This window comes from Candidatus Binatia bacterium (assembly GCA_036504975.1).
Taxonomy (GTDB): domain Bacteria; phylum Desulfobacterota; class Binatia; order UBA9968; family UBA9968; genus JAJPJQ01.
Map to the genome: position 1 here is coordinate 1 of DASXUF010000056.1, position 14789 is coordinate 14789.

General features: G+C 58.9%; 13 protein-coding genes, 1 tRNA gene and 1 riboswitch. Of the genes, 7 read left to right on the top strand and 7 right to left on the bottom strand.

Annotated elements, in window-relative coordinates; all coding sequences use genetic code 11:
• The 4 genes from VGL70_07415 to cysS form a co-directional block, all read right to left on the bottom strand.
• Positions 1-77: transfer RNA gene (locus tag VGL70_07415), tRNA-Arg, on the bottom strand.
• 5 nt (positions 78-82) lie between these two features.
• Positions 83-457, bottom strand: a complete 375-nt coding sequence (locus tag VGL70_07420; GenBank protein HEY3303348.1) for a hypothetical protein — start codon at positions 455-457, stop codon at positions 83-85.
• A 61-nt stretch (positions 458-518) separates the two neighbouring features.
• Positions 519-2294, bottom strand: a complete 1776-nt coding sequence (locus tag VGL70_07425) for a LysM peptidoglycan-binding domain-containing protein (protein ID HEY3303349.1) — start codon at positions 2292-2294, stop codon at positions 519-521.
• Positions 2279-3688 (bottom strand): cysteine--tRNA ligase, encoded by a 1410-nt coding sequence (gene cysS / locus VGL70_07430; protein ID HEY3303350.1) that lies wholly within the window; start codon positions 3686-3688, stop codon positions 2279-2281. The genes VGL70_07425 and cysS overlap by 16 nt, the downstream gene beginning before the upstream one ends.
• A gap of 121 nt (positions 3689-3809) precedes the next feature.
• On the opposite strand from cysS, the gene VGL70_07435 reads away from it, so the two are divergent.
• From VGL70_07435 to VGL70_07450, 4 genes are all read left to right on the top strand, one after another.
• Positions 3810-5465, top strand: coding sequence for a UbiD family decarboxylase (locus VGL70_07435; GenBank protein ID HEY3303351.1), 1656 nt, complete (start codon positions 3810-3812; stop codon positions 5463-5465).
• Positions 5466-5549: 84 nt separating this feature from the next.
• On the top strand, positions 5550-6146 hold the full coding sequence (locus VGL70_07440) for a (2Fe-2S)-binding protein (protein ID HEY3303352.1): 597 nt from the start codon (positions 5550-5552) through the stop codon (positions 6144-6146).
• Between the two features lie 38 nt (positions 6147-6184).
• Positions 6185-8461 (top strand): xanthine dehydrogenase family protein molybdopterin-binding subunit, encoded by a 2277-nt coding sequence (locus tag VGL70_07445; GenBank protein HEY3303353.1) that lies wholly within the window; start codon positions 6185-6187, stop codon positions 8459-8461.
• Between the two features lie 213 nt (positions 8462-8674).
• Complete coding sequence (locus tag VGL70_07450) at positions 8675-9532, top strand: xanthine dehydrogenase family protein subunit M (GenBank protein ID HEY3303354.1); 858 nt, start codon at positions 8675-8677, stop codon at positions 9530-9532.
• Here the strand turns inward: VGL70_07450 and VGL70_07455 are convergent.
• The gene (locus VGL70_07455; GenBank protein ID HEY3303355.1) at positions 9529-9855 is read right to left on the bottom strand and encodes a hypothetical protein; all 327 of its coding nucleotides are present in this window, start codon (positions 9853-9855) and stop codon (positions 9529-9531) included. The two genes, VGL70_07450 and VGL70_07455, sit on opposite strands and share 4 nt — an antisense overlap.
• Positions 9856-9922: 67 nt before the next feature.
• Positions 9923-10012, top strand: a riboswitch (cyclic di-GMP riboswitch).
• Positions 10013-10131: 119 nt separating this feature from the next.
• On the opposite strand from VGL70_07455, the gene VGL70_07460 reads away from it, so the two are divergent.
• Both VGL70_07460 and VGL70_07465 read left to right on the top strand, forming a co-directional pair.
• Positions 10132-10818 (top strand): response regulator transcription factor, encoded by a 687-nt coding sequence (locus VGL70_07460; protein ID HEY3303356.1) that lies wholly within the window; start codon positions 10132-10134, stop codon positions 10816-10818.
• Positions 10819-11037: 219 nt separating this feature from the next.
• Positions 11038-12075: a choice-of-anchor P family protein gene (locus VGL70_07465; GenBank protein HEY3303357.1), complete on the top strand. Its 1038-nt coding sequence runs from the start codon at positions 11038-11040 to the stop codon at positions 12073-12075.
• A 179-nt stretch (positions 12076-12254) separates the two neighbouring features.
• Here the strand turns inward: VGL70_07465 and VGL70_07470 are convergent, their stop codons facing one another.
• Positions 12255-13232 carry an ABC transporter substrate-binding protein gene (locus VGL70_07470; protein HEY3303358.1) on the bottom strand — a complete coding sequence of 326 codons (978 nt, stop codon included), beginning with the start codon at positions 13230-13232 and terminating at the stop codon, positions 12255-12257.
• A gap of 11 nt (positions 13233-13243) precedes the next feature.
• Positions 13244-14083 carry a hypothetical protein gene (locus tag VGL70_07475; GenBank protein HEY3303359.1) on the bottom strand — a complete coding sequence of 280 codons (840 nt, stop codon included), beginning with the start codon at positions 14081-14083 and terminating at the stop codon, positions 13244-13246.
• Positions 14084-14178: 95 nt separating this feature from the next.
• Here VGL70_07475 and VGL70_07480 point away from each other — a divergent pair, with 95 nt between their 5' ends.
• On the top strand, positions 14179-14685 hold the full coding sequence (locus VGL70_07480; protein ID HEY3303360.1) for a (2Fe-2S)-binding protein: 507 nt from the start codon (positions 14179-14181) through the stop codon (positions 14683-14685).
• Positions 14686-14789 lie beyond the last annotated feature (104 nt).

Consider the following 14789-nt stretch of genomic DNA (forward strand, 5'->3'; position numbering starts at 1 on the left):
TGGCGCGCCCGGAGGGATTTGAACCCCCAACCCTCAGATCCGAAGTCTGATGCTCTGTCCAGTTGAGCTACGGGCGCTGTGATTATTTTAGATTTTCTTCGGCGATTTTCCCAGTCGGAGAGGTTCCGCTGCCGTTGGCCGTTTGGGGCTTCACCGTCGCCAGCGTCGCGGTTTCTTTTTTGCATCGATCTGCGCTGCCGAATCCGGCGGCGTAGCCGCTGGCGCTATAAAGAATCCCCATGAGCGGGCTGCCGAGCGCGCTCGCGGCGACGAATCCAACGACGTTGCCGACCGCTCCTCCGGCCTTGGCTCGGTCGATCCGGTCGGGACAGTGCTGAGGCGCAGTTACTTTCGCGGGATTGATCGGCCCCCTGAGGCCGGGCCGGCCGGTTGTAGTCGAGCAACCGGCGATGAGCAGCAGACTGAGAACGAAAAGCTTGAGCGACCTCACTTTCATGTCGAGATTCGTCTTTAGCTTTCTTCCTTCCGCCTACGGCCTACCGCCTAATTCCTTTTTATTACTGGAACCGCACCACGCGTAGGCCCTTCTCGCCGAAGAAACGCTCGAGCTCCTTGGGAATCTGCCGATCGGTGAGAAACAGAGAACGCTGGGGCAGGTAGTAGCCGGAAACGCCCAGCGTCAATTTGTCTTTGGCCGCACGGTCGTTCGCCTGGAAGCGCTGCTCACGATAGGTGGCCGATTCTCCCACGGCCGCGAGCAGGCGCGCGATCAGATCTCGCGACGAAGTGCCCGCGAGATCCAGCTCGACGACTCTCACGGCTTCGCTTTGTTGCAGCGCCGTCATCAGCTCGTCGCCGAAAGGTTTGAAGGACAGCGCGACCTTTTTGCCGCCGTACTCGAACAACCGGTCCACTTTCGCGTCAATCCGAATTCCGTCGCGGAGCACGACGGGGAACTGGCCGCCGCTGGAAAAAGTAATGCCGTAGTCCTTCAGAAAGGTGTCTACCAGCGCGGTCTTGTCGTTCGGCCAGTTCTCGATCCGCGCCTCAGCCGGCTTGCCGCCGCCCGCCGAGGCCGCCGGCGGCGCCATGGAGCTCGGCGAGGGAAGAAGAATCTCTTTCAAGTTCATTCCCTTGAGCGAGAGATAATCCCGAAGGTATTCCGGAGTCTGTCCCGGAGCATCGGTCAGGCTGACCACCAGCACTTGAGGCATCGCGCCGGTCTCGTCCGGCGGCATCACCATCCATTCCCCTTTCACTTGCAGGGCGACGCCGCCGTCTTGAATGACGACCGGCTGATTCGACGGCAAGCTCTGGAAACCCAACTTGAACAACAGGCCGGTGACCGCTTCGTGGAGCGACGCGCCTTTTTTTACCGACACCACGGGAAGTCCGGGGCCGGCGGCCGCCAGCTTGGATTGCAGCGCCGCGGTGATTTTACTTTGCATGTCCAGAACCACTCTCTGTCCTTTTTTCGGATTCTGAACGATCGGATAAGAACCTCGATCGATATGAACCGTGCCTTCACGCAAGGGCACAACCTCCTCGCCTTCGCGGGTCGTCTCCTGCCCCAAAACCTTCATCACCGATGCCAGAAGGTCGAGATTCTCCTGGACGGTGATTTTTTGTCCGTAATCGAGACCGACGACGGGCATCGGCTCATCCACTTTGGTTTTGACGGCCGGCTGCGCGACACTCCCCCTCGCGGTCCCGCCCGGCAGGCGAATCGTTTCTCCAACTAAAAGGATATCCCAATTTTTTTTCCCCGGATTGAGCTCTTTGACTTGCTCGGCGGCGCGACGGAGCGCCTCCAGTCCATCGATGCCCAGTTGCTCGCGGAGGACCTTATACAGCGTGTCGCCGGGCTTCACCTGGTATCCGTCCTTCGGCTGAGGTTCGGCGGCGACCTTCGCGGGCGCGGTTTTTTCCGCGGCTTCGACGGCCGCCTTGAGGCCGAGGATCTCGTCGGCTTGAACCGGGATGAAGAGCGTATCGCCGATTTGAAGCACGTCGGGGTTCTTGAGATTGGGATTGAGCGCGCCGACCAACAGGACGTAGCGCTTGAAGCGCTTCTCCGAGAGTCCTCTCTCCTGAATCAAGATCCGCCACAGAGTATCTCGCGGACGGATCACCCGATCTTCTCCCTCGACGGTCTTGCCCTGATACTCGCGCGATTTGGCCGTCCGGCGCAGCTCAAGCTGCGCCGGCTGCTCCTGATCGCTTTTCGTAGGCGGTTGTTGGGCGCCGGCCAGTGAAAACAGCGCGAGAATACCGGCGGCGCCGCCGGCGACAATTCCCGTTCCGAGACGGCGTAGGACTATTTCACTTTCCATAAGGTACCTCCGGAGGTGTCTTCGATAATGATACCTCTCTCTTGAAGCTCGGCGCGTATCCGATCCGCTTCCTGCCATTGTTTCTGCTTGCGAGCCTGTTCTCTCCGCCGTATCAGCTCTTCAATGTCCCGTGGCGCGACGCCGCTCTGCCGTAACCAGCGCTCTTTCTTTCGGTTGAAAAAAGCTTGCGGGGAATCCTGCAGCAATCCCAACGCCTCGCCGACATTTTTCAAAGCGGCGACCCGGGACCCCAGCTCCGCGGCCTTGCCTTCGTCCATCAGCCGGTTCAGCGAGCGGACTTCGTCAAAGAGAAGAGCGACGGCCCTAGGAGTGTTAAAGTCGTCATCCATCTCGCGGCGGAACTCTTGCAAAAACTCCGCGTCGGGCGCCGATCCGCCGGAAGCGCCCGATTGCTCGAAGCGGTCGATCGTCTCGTAAATTCGCTCAAGCCCCTTCCCCGCCTCTTCCAATCCTTGCTCGGAAAAATCCATCGGGCTGCGGTAATGGCTGGACAGCATGTAGTGGCGCAGCGCGGACGCGTCGTGGCGGCTGAGGACTTCGCGAATCGGCAGGATGTTTCCCAGCGACTTGGACATCTTTTCCTGGTTGATGTTGAGAAAGCCGTTGTGCATCCAGGCGCGCGCGAGCGGCAGGTCATACGCGGCCTCGGACTGGGCGATCTCGTTCTCGTGATGGGGAAAAATCAAATCCCGGCCGCCGCCGTGAAGGTCGAAAGGCTGGCCGAGATATTTCGTGCTCATCGCCGAGCACTCGATGTGCCAGCCCGGCCGGCCCTTTCCCCACGGGCTCTCCCACGAAGGCTCGCCGGGCTTGCTCGCCTTCCACAGCGCGAAATCCATCGGCGATCTTTTGCGCGGATCGATTTCCACCCGCGCGCCCGCCTCCAGCTCGTCGATCTTTTTGCGCGAGAGTTTGCCGTAGCCCGGGAAGCGACCGACATCGTAATAAACGTCTCCGTCGACGCGGTAAGCCAAGCGCTTTTCTTCGAGGCGATCGATTAAATCGATGATATCCTTAATGTGCTCCGTGGCCTTTGGCTCTTCGGTCGGCGGCAAGAGTCCCAGCGTCCGAGCGTCTTCCTGGAACTCGGCGACGTACCGGCTGGCGACCGCCTCCGCCGTCGTGTTTTCTTGTTGTGCGCGTTGGATGATCTTGTCGTCGACATCGGTGAAGTTGCGCACGAAGTGGACACGAAAGCCGAGGAACTTGAAGTAGCGATAGACGACGTCGAACGTCAGTAAGGAGCGGGCGTGGCCGACGTGAGAGGAGTCGTAAACCGTCACGCCGCAAACATAGATGCGAACTTCCCCTTCTTTGAGAGGGACAAAAGGCTCTTTTTTTGCTGAAAGGGTGTTGTAAATCTGCAGCCCCATGGGCTTTTCTCTCTCATCTTACGGATTGGCGGCCGATTTGCAAGGGAAGAAAGGGCGAATTGCGCCGACGCTCTTTGCCCTTGCGGAAAAAGTCGAAAAGGCATACACAAAAATCCGGGAAATGGATTTTGCAAAACCTCACAACGATCTGCGCGAGTTAATCGCCGCCCTCGAAGCCCACGACAAGCTGGTCCGCGTTCGACGAGAGATCAACAAGGACACCGAGCTGCACCCTTTGGTGCGCTGGCAGTTCCGCGGTTTGAAAGAAGAGCAACGCAAGGCGTTCCTCTTCGAGAACGTCGTCGATTCCAAGAATCGAAAGTATGAAAGCCCGGTGCTGGTCGGCGGCCTCGCCGCCTCATCGGCGATTTATTGCCTGGGCTTGAAGTGCAATCCGGAGGAAGTCGCCGACCGTTGGATCCACGCGATGGATCATACGATCGAGCCGGAGATCGTGCCGTACGGCCCGGTCATGGAGGAGATCCACGCCGGCAAGGATCTTTTGAGCCGCGGCGGCTTCCACGAATTTCCCATTCCGATCTCGACTCCCGGCTTCGACAACGGCCCTTACATCACGGCGGGCCACTGGATCACCAAAGATCCGGAGACCGGCCGGCGCAACGTCGGCAACTATCGCGGCCTCATCAAGGGCGCGGGATGGAGCGGACTCATGTCCGGCACGCCGCAAGACCTCTCGCGCCACTGGGAAAAGTGCCGGCAGAGGGGAATTCCGCTCGAAGTCGCGGTCGCCGTCGGCACGGTGCCCGCGGTCTCGTTCACCGCGACGCAAAAAGTTCCGCCGACGATGGACGAGCTGGCGCTCGCGGGCGGGCTCATCGGCGAGCCGATCAAGCTGGTCAAATGCCAAACCGTCGATCTCGAAGTCCCGGCGACGGCCGAGATCGTTTTCGAAGGAATCATCCCGACGAACTGTCTCGAAGAGGAAGGTCCGTTCGGCGAGTCGATGGGCTACGTCGATCCGCGAACTCTGAGCAACGTCTTCGAGCTGACCGGCGTCATGCACAGAAAAAATCCCGTCTGGGTTTCGATCATCAGCCAGGTGACGCCGAGCGAAAGCTCGAAGATCAAGGCGATGGGGATGGCGACGCTGATCCTCCGCTCTCTCAAGCAAAAGGGCTTTTCCAGCGTGCTCGAAGTTTCACTCATGGAGCCGCTGGTGAACCTGCGCCCCTACGTCGTGCTGCGCATGAAGAAACGCGACGATCAGGATCCGTGGAAGGCGATGGACGCGCTGCTCGATTACGGCGACCGCGTGGGCAAGCTCGTGATCGCCGTCGATGAGGACATCAACCCGCACGATCCGGTCGCGGTCACGTGGGCGATCACGCACCGCTCGCAGCCGCACAAAGACATCAAAGTCGTCCGCGACCGACCGTTCGGGGCCACACCCATTGGAATGGTCGCCAAGCATCCGTCGAGCCGCTACGACAACTCGGAGTCTTCCCTGCTGATCGATGCCACGCGCAAAGCCGACTATCCGCCCATCTCGCTGCCGAAAAAAGAATATATGGAGCGGGCGCGGAAAATTTGGGAGGAGCTCGGGCTCCCCAAGCTGGAGCCGCAGGAGCCGTGGCACGGATATTTTCTCGGCTTGTGGCCCGAGGCGCTGGACGAGGAGGCTGCGATGGCCGCGGCCGGCGACTCCGACAAAGTCGGGGAAAAGCTCCGCGCAACCAGAGTTCCCGTCGGCGAGGGCGAGACGCTCGGCTCGATGCGGTCGAAATGGGGCAAGACGCACGCGGGCAGGTCGGAGTGAGGCTGCGACGAAGGCCGCCATCGCTCTCACCCTCTCCCCTTCCCTCTCCCTCTGGGAGAGGGTGAGGGAAAGGACAACAACGTAATGAAACGACGCGTCTCGCTGAACGTCAACGGAGAAAGTTATGATTTGGAGATCGAGCCCAACCGCCTGCTCTTGCACGCGCTGCGCGAAGACATCGAGCTTACGGGAACCAAAGAAGGCTGCAGCATCGGGGTCTGCGGCGCGTGCAGCGTGATCGTGGACGGCAGGCTCGTCAGCTCCTGCCTCACGCTCGCGGTCGCCTGCCAGGGAAAAGAGATCACAACCATAGAAGGATTGGCTAAAGACGGAGAGCTTCATCCTCTCCAGCAAGCGTTCGTCGAATACGGCGGGCTCCAGTGCGGCATCTGCACGCCGGGCCAGATCATCGCCGCCAAAGCTCTGCTGGACGAGAACCCACGACCGACGGAAGAACAAGTCAAGGAGTGGATGGCCGGCAATCTCTGCCGCTGCACCGGCTACTATAAGATTCTTGAGTCGGTGATGGCCGTGGTCGAGGGAAAAGTTACCGTCGAAAGGGCGAAACGAGAACAGAGACAAGCAAAGATCCAAAGCCTCGGTGTGTACAAGAGCACTGCGCCCTCACTCTTGCCCTCTCCCTCGGGGAGAGGGTTGGGTGAGGGAAAAACGGAAAGGTAAACCCGCAACTGATCGCGATAGCACCTACGGCCAACAAAATGTCCAAAGCCGAAAACTTTTCCGTCGTCGGCAAGCGTGTTAATCGCGTCGAGGGTTTTGAGAAAGTAACCGGCGAGTCGCGCTACATCGCCGACATCGTTCTGCCCCGAATGTTGTTCGGCAAGGTTCTCCGAAGCCCCTACCCGCACGCGAGGATTCTCAACATCGACATCGGCAAGGCGGAAAGACTCCCGGGCGTGCGCGTCGTCGCAACCGCCGAGGACACGATCAAGAAACCCTGGGGTGCTTTCTTCGCCGACCAGTATCCGCTCTCCGTCGGCAAAGTGCGCTACGTCGGCGAAGAAGTCGCGGCGGTGGCCGCCGTCGATAGGGAAACGGCAGAAGAAGCGCTCGACCTGATCGAGATCGACTGGGAAGAGCTGCCCGCCGTATTCGACGCCGAAGAGGCAATGAAGCCGGACGCGCCGCGGATTCACGAGGACAGGGAAAGCAACGTCGCGATGACGATCGACGTCGAGCGCGGCAACGTCGAAAAGGCCTTCGCCGAGTCCGACGTGATCGTCGAGGACACGTTCCAGAGCGCGCCGCAGTGGCACTGCGCGATCGAGACCATCGGCAGCGTCGCCGACTACTCGCCTGCCGGAAAGTACACGATCTATATGAACACGCAGACGCTGTTCAACGCCCGCTACCGCATCGCCGCCGCGCTCGGCGTGCGCGAGACTGATGTGCGCATCATTCAGAGCGCGGTCGGCGGCGGCTTCGGCGGCAAATCGTGCGACGACAACAACGCGATCGTCGCCGCGATCCTTTCGCGCAAAGCCGGCAAGCCCGTCAAGCTCATCAACACGCGCGAAGAAGAGTTTCTCGCCGGCAGCCGCCCACGGGTGTTCATGAAGATCTACGTGAAGCTGGGCTTCAAGAAAGACGGTAAGATTCGGGCCAAGCAGACGCGCGTCATCGCCGACAACGGCGCCTACTCGGCGAAAGCTCCCGCAATTACGGGCGTCGCCGCGCTGCGCCACGACACCTGCTACAAATACTCGGACGTCAAAACGCATGCCTATCTCGTCTACACGAATAAGATCCCCACCGGCGCGTTCCGCGGCTTCGGCAATCCTTCGGCCGAGTGGGCCGTCGAACAGGCGATCGACGAGGCCGCGCACAGACTCGGTATCGATCCGCTCGAAATCGCGCGCCTCAACGCCGCCGAGCCTGGCTACGTCTCGCCGCACGGCAACCGCGTCATCAGTTGCGAGCTGAAACAGTGCATCGACATGACGGAAAAGATGATGGACTGGAAAAAAAGGCGCGCCAATAAAAAACCAAATACCGGTTTGGGCTTGGCGTGCACCGTCCATGTCAGCGGCAAACGCCATTTCGGCGACTACGACGGCAGCTCGGCAACGATCAAGATCAACGAGGACGGCAAAGCGCTCATCTTGAGCGGCGAGGGCGAAGCGGGCCAGGGCTGCTTTACGACCATGTGCGCGATCGCCGCAGAAGAGCTGGGCATCCCGATCGAAGACGTGGAAATCTCGCGCGCCGACACTGATCTCACGACATTCTGCCTCGGCGCCTTCGCCAGCCGGCTGACTTATATCAGCGGCAACGCCGTGCGCGACGCCGCCGCGAACGTTAAGCGGCAACTATTCGAGCAGGCGGCGGAGATGCTCGAAGCCGACAAGGAAGATCTCGTCGCTCGCGACGGAAAGATTTTCGTCAAGGGCGCGGAGCAGAAGGCTCTGCCCGTCGCCGACGTGGCGCGCGCCCGGCTTTTCCGCAACGGCGGCGCGCCTATCGTGGCATCGGGAAAGTTCGACGCCGATTCCGTGCTGCAGGATTCGACGCGCTACGGCAATGAATCGGGCGCTTATAATTACGGCTGCCAGGCGGTCCAGGTCGAAGTGGACCGCGAGACCGGACAGGTCAAGATTCTACAGTATGTCGCCGCGTCGGACTGCGGCACGGTGATCAATCCGGTTGGCGCCGAGGGACAGGTGGAAGGCTCGGTGGCGCAGGGCATCGGTTACGCGTTGATCGAGGGACTTCGCTTCGACGAAGGCCGTCCGCTCAATCCGAATTTCTCCGACTACCGGATTCCATCGATGCGCGACATGCCGCCGTTGAAGCATGCGTTCGCCGATTCGTACGAACCCACGGGGCCCTTCGGCGCCAAAGGTCTCGGCGAATTGGGCATGGACCCCACCGCGGCGGTGATCGGCAACGCGATCTTCGACGCCGTCGGCGTGCGCATCAAGACGCTGCCGATCACGCCGGAGAAGGTTTTAAAGGCGCTCAAAGAAAAAAGCTGACGCGAATTCTAACCGGAGATATTTGACGGTTTCGATTTAATTTTGGAATGCGCTGTGAGAACAAATCTCTCGCGCGAAGACCCAAAGGGCGCCAAGGTTCCTCAAATCCCCCTCTTTCCCCCTTTGTCAAAGGGGGATGAAGAGGGATTTCTCGATTTCATTGCGGTCTTGGCGCCTTGGCGCGATAACTTTCGTTGAAGCGAAAATCTGAAGATGGTTAAGTTCGACTACATCGAACCGGCAAGCGTTCAAGACGCTTGTGCGCTCCTGAATAAGCACGGCGAGGACGCGCGCGTCATCGCCGGCGGCACGGCTCTCTTGATCTTCATGCGCATGCGGATATTGAACCCGCGCGTCGTCGTCAGTCTGGCTAAAATTCCGGACTTCGACGCCATCGGCTTCGATCCCAAGAACGGCCTGACGATCGTCGCCGGCGCGCGCCATCGCGACATCGAGGTTCATCCTGCCGTTCGCGAGCATTATCCCCTTCTGCACGAAACCTTTGGCAAAGTCGCCCAGCCGCGCATCCGTAACATGGCGACTCTCGGCGGCAATCTCTGCCAGGGCGATCCGCTGACCGATCCGGGCGCGAGCCTTCTCGCTCTCGACGCTGAAGCTGTGCTCGTTTCTTTCAAGGGCAAGAGAACCGTTCCGCTCTCGGAATTTTTCGTCGATTACTATCAGACTGCCATCGAACCCGGCGAGATACTTACAGAAGTGCGCGTTCCTCCGCCCGTGAGCGGTCTCCGCTGGTCGCACATCAAGTTCCTGCCGCGCAGCCAGGAAGATTTTGCCACGGTCGGAGTCGCGCTTACCCTGCAGGTTAGCAACGGACGGTGCGACGACTTACGCCTGGCTCTGAACTCCGTCGCGCCGACGATCTTCCGGGCCAAGCGGGCTGAAGAGATTCTGCGCAAGCAAAAAATCAGCGACAAGCTGATTTCTGAATTGGCCGAGATCGCAGCGAGCGAGACAGATCCCATCGACGACAACCGCGGCTCCGCCGAATACAAACGCGAGATGGTCAAGGTGCTGGTGCGGCGGGCGGCAGACCAGGCATTACACCGTTAGACTTTCACTTTCCCCAGAGCTGCTTTAAGAAGCCGCTTTTTTCCAGCGCGTCGAGATAACGGCGAATCGATCAAGTCCTCAGCCTTAATTTGCTTCGCCTGAGACTCCGTGTCGTCCAGTATCGCCTGAATCGCCTCCGGCGCGATCATCAGCTTTTGTTCAAGGGAGCCGATGTTCGTTTGATAAGCGGTCTCAAGAATTTTTCTGTCGTTGATCCTGAGCCGGCTGCCTAAAACCCTGTAGGTTAGCTCCTTGTCGGCGCCAACTTTTTCAAACTGGAGCCCGCAATTTCGAAGCAGCGCAGAGAGATCCTTAAATAACATTCGCGACGGACATCTCCTCCTCTGCAATTTTGACAACTGGACAAATAGAGTATACAGTTATGACTCCTGACCGAAAAGGCAAACCGTTCGAAAGGATGGGACGCAAAGCCTACGACCTAAGGGCTGCAAAGCAGTCTATGGTGGCAGGGTTACCGAAGCAGGATTGACTTCGCTTCTAACCCCGCCTCCTTAATCCCCGCATCGAGGCTTTTTATCCTCCTTTCGAACCCTACGTGATCTAGGGTGGAAAGAGATTCCGTAAACCGCTTATCTCCAATGAAGCCTTTGCGCGTATTACTCCTTGAGCCCGATCTGTGGCGATACTATGGGATTCGTCATATCCTTCGCTCTGACCCTGAAATCGACCTCCTCGGCGAGATGGAGTATAACAAGATCCTGCCGCTGAGAAGATCTCCGGAACATTTGAAACCGGAGGTGGTGATGCTTTCCTATATCCTGCTGATGGATTTTAAATTACCGCTCCTTTTCAGGATGCGAGAACTCTTTCCTCGGGCTCACATTTTTGTTCACGGATACGAAGAAAGAATTGACAGGATCGCGGCGGTTTTTGCTGCGGGCGCCAAGGGTTATTTCCCACTGTCCTCTCCGTCCAAGGATCTCCTGGATGCTCTAAAGCTCGTTGGCAAAGGGCTGATATGGGGGCCGCCGGACGCAGTGGCCTCAATGATCCAGCAGGCCAGAAGGCAAAGAAGGATGAAACTTCGGGGCAGTGAAGATGAACTGCTCACACCGTATGAGCTGACGATTTTGAAACTTCTCCAGAAAGGGATGAGCAATAAAGAAATAGCCAAAGAATTCGGTATTGCGGAGGTAACCGTCAAATCCCATCTGTCCAAGCTCTACAAGAAATTCAATGTCTGCACACGCCTGCAATTGCTCTCCTATGCGATCAGTCGCAACTTCATCGCCCCGCAGAAGATCAGGAACAAAATGGCTTCTTGATTTTCGTTAACGCCTTCGACCTCCCGAAAGGATTCGCTCACCGTAGACTTCCGTCTATCCTGGGTGCGACCGGCATATACTTTTTACCTGCCAACTTATACGTCTGGAATATTGTTCTCGTCCTACGCGGAAAATAAGTTACAAGCGCTAACCCGCGCCCTAAGCTGCAGATAGGAGCGCTCGTTGGTAGAAAAGCAAATTCAAACAGGAGGTGTGACCATGAAAGCAAAGATTTCGCTGCGCGCGAGCGCAGCGCCGCTTGCCCTGCTGTTGGCCGGTCTGCTCCTCTGGCCCAGCGTAAGCGCCGCTCAGCCTGCCAATAATACGGTCTTCAGTGGTCAGGCTACGGTGGTACGATCAACTATTCTCGGAATTACGACGGTTATCTCAGACACCGGAGCTCTTCCACCGGGAGGGGGCGCTAAAGAAGCGTCTCTTCTCGAGGCTAATGTCCCTGGTTTGCTCACCGCTGAAGTCCTTCACGCTTCATCGGTGGGCCAGGGACAGCGGAGTGAGTCAGAAGCCTCCGTGGCGAACCTAGATCTAACGGTAGGAGGAAACAACATTGCTGCCGACTTCCTCATGGCAGTAGCGGCTGCCCAATGCGGCAACAACGGCAAGGCCTCTATCAGCGGCAGCTCCGAGATCGTCGGTCTGGTCATTAACGGACAGCAGATCGCTGTTACAGGGGAGCCGAACCAAACGATACTTTTGCCAAACGGCCGAGTCGTCATCAATGAGCAGAATGGTTCGGAGAGCGGCAGAACAGGCGATATTACCGTTAACGCGCTTCACGTCGTGGTCGATGGGCTTGCGGATGTCGTCATTGCCTCTGCTCATGCTGATATCGCTTGTGGCAAGCCGGTCTGTCCGGGCGGTGACTTCGTGACCGGAGGCGGATGGATCACTGGGACACCATCCGGCGCTAAAGGAACTTTTGCCGTCGCAGGTGGGATCAAGAACGGCGCCCTTTGGGGTCATCTGAGCTACATCGACCATGGCCGAAACGGTCCAAGGGCGAAGGGAACCGGTGTCACCGCGTACGTCGTCACTGGGCCAACGTCACGGCATATCGAGGGCAGCGCCGAGATTAATGGGCAGCCCGGGACCTATGTGGCCGAAGTAGCGGACGAGGGTGAACCCGGCCGCATGGATACGTTTATGCTTAGGTTGCACGATGCTTCGGGTGCATTAGTGTACAGCGCTTCAGGGCTGCTGGAGGGCGGAAACATCCAGCTCCATCAGCCGTGCAAGTAGCGGTCCGCGCTATACACGATCCGGTTCAAAACGGATCTCCACTCAGGAACGACACAGGGCTTTCAGAGATGAAAGCCCTGTGTCTTCTTTCCTCTCCTGGCCTTGATTTCTGACGATAGGAATTTCTTTGTTGAGGCACAGTCATCGAAATCTTAAAAATCGCCCTTGCGGCGCCTTTTTTACTTCCCCCAGAGCTGCTTGAAGAAGCCGCTCTTTTCCAGTGCGTCGAGAAAACGGCGGTCGATCAAATCCTCGGCCTTGATGTGCTTCACGGTAGGCTCCGTGTCGTCCAAAATCGCCTGAATCGCCTCCGGGGCGATCACCAGTCTTTTCTCGAATGATCCGACGTTGGTTTGATAAGCGCTCTCGAGGACTTTACGGTCGCTGATCCTGAGCTTTTTTCCCAGAACCTGAAAAGTGGTCTCTTTGTCGGTGTGCATGATCCTCATCGCCTCCGCCATGCTGCGCATGAAATTCAGCAAGGTCTCGGAGCGGCGCGCGAAGAGAGAGCGGCGCGTGACGAACGCCGCGGCGACGGATGGGATGTGCAGATCGGGTCCGTAGACGACCGGATGGAATCCCATGGATGCCGCTTTGGCTTCGCCGAGGACGGTGAGCGTAGCCGCGTCGACCGCGCCATTCACCAGGGCCCCGATCGTCTCCGGCTCGCCGCCGGTTTGGATGAACGCGTAGTCGCGTCCGGCCTGCATGCCGGAGCGCCTGAGCGCCTGCACCGTGAAGTAATGGCTGATGCCGCCGATACGGGACACGCCGATCTTCTTTCCCTTGAGACCCTCCGGGCCGCGAATCTCCGGCCGCGCCATGATGCTTTGATCGAGATAGTTTTTGATGCCGCCGATGAAGACGAGATCCTTCGCGCCCTGAACGAAAGCGCGGATGATGCCGCTGCCGCCCGCCAGCGCGACCTCGGCGTCGCCGCCGAGCAGCGCGCCGGTCACCGTCGGAGAAGAGGCCACGTAGATTAGCTGGAAATCCAGATTGTGCTTCCGAAAGAGCCCCGCCTCCTGCGCGATCCACGGCAGAGATTGCGCCATGACCAGCGCGGACTGGATGCCGGTCAGCTTCTCCGCTGCCACCGCTTCCTGCCACGGTAGAAGCAACAACAGCCAGCTAACGAGCATCACTCGCCGTGACATGGCCGGGGATCCTAAACCGATTCTTTTACTTCCAACGAATCCAAGATGAACTGGTAGCGATGGCGGCGCATCTCGGGAATGTTATGAACGAAGGCCGGATCCGCCCCCAATTTGGAGACGAACAGCTCGTCCCACATCTTCATCCGCTCGCCCGCAAGCATGCGCACGTTGTTTCGATAGAGCGCCGCCAGGCGCGCGCCGAAATCCTTACCCTCGACATCCGCCAGGAGCCGTCGCGCGCTCAGTATGAAAAACATAAAATGCTGCGCTTCGTCGCCGTGGATGCGGTCCTCGGAAAATTCGACCAGCTCTTTGAGCTGGATACGGAACAGGTCGTAAGGCCGGATGCCGAGTCCAGCGCCGGTTTCAATCGGCAGCATGAATAAGAGATAGTCCGTCCAGCTTTGTCCTTCCTTTAACGGCAATGCTCGAAGCTGGCCATTGCCCCATCGGCCTTCCCAGTCGGGATCGGCCTGCCAGTAGTTTTTTCCCGAATTGTAGCGCCCGGCCCACTCGATCATCTCGACGGAGTGGTGCGACTCGTCCGCGATGTGGTCGTATAAAAAGCTCAGCGACGGCAGATCCAACGGGAAGTGAGCGATAGCGTAGGCCGACGCGCCGCAGATGCCCGCGAGCTCGCCGCGGCCGCGATAGGCCCAGGCGCCACACACAAGGTCGCGCTCGGTTTGCGTCGCGGGCGCGCGGCTCTCGACGCGCGGCATCGCGTCGTTGTAAGTCCGGCGGTCCTTGGCCTCGCCTTGCAAAAGCCAGCTGAGCCAGTTCCGCTCCTCGTCGGCAACGCCGTGAAACCACGGCTTGGAGAATACCGCTTCGTCTACTTTGACATTCATGGTCGTCTCCCGTTCGTTTTGTCCTTACCCATATCCGTCCGGCGTGTCAATGCACTGAGATTCCCCTCGCGCGCGGCGCAAGGTTGACGCATCCGATGCCGGAATATATTGTCCGATTCATGAAGCGGTCGATCAACGTGACGATCAACGGGCACGTTTACCAGGAGGAAGCGGAGCCGCGCCTGCTCCTCTCTCATTTTCTCCGCGAAGTGATCGGACTCACCGGCACGCACGTCGGCTGCGTCATCGGCGAGTGCGGCGCGTGCACGATCCTGCTCGACGGCAAGCTGGTAAAATCCTGCCTTCTATTCACGGTTCAGGTGGACGGCAGAGAGATCACAACCATCGAAGGACTCGCGGCCGACGGCAAGCTTGATCCGGTTCAGGAAGCCTTCGTGGAGCGCTACGGTTTTCAATGCGGCTACTGCACGCCGGGAATGGTCCTCGCCGCGCATTCGCTGTTGAAGCGGACTCCCGATCCGAGCGAGGAAGAGATTCGCCGCGCTCTCGCCGGAAATCTCTGCATGTGCACGGGCTACGCCCAGATCGTCGAGTCAGTCAAAGAAGCGGCAAAACGACTAAAGCAGTGGAGACATGGCTGAAAAAAAATACATCGGCGTGAGCACGCGCAGCAAAGAAGGCCCGCGCCATGTGACGGGGAAAGGCTTTTTCGTCGATGACATGAATTTCTCCGGCATGCTGCACG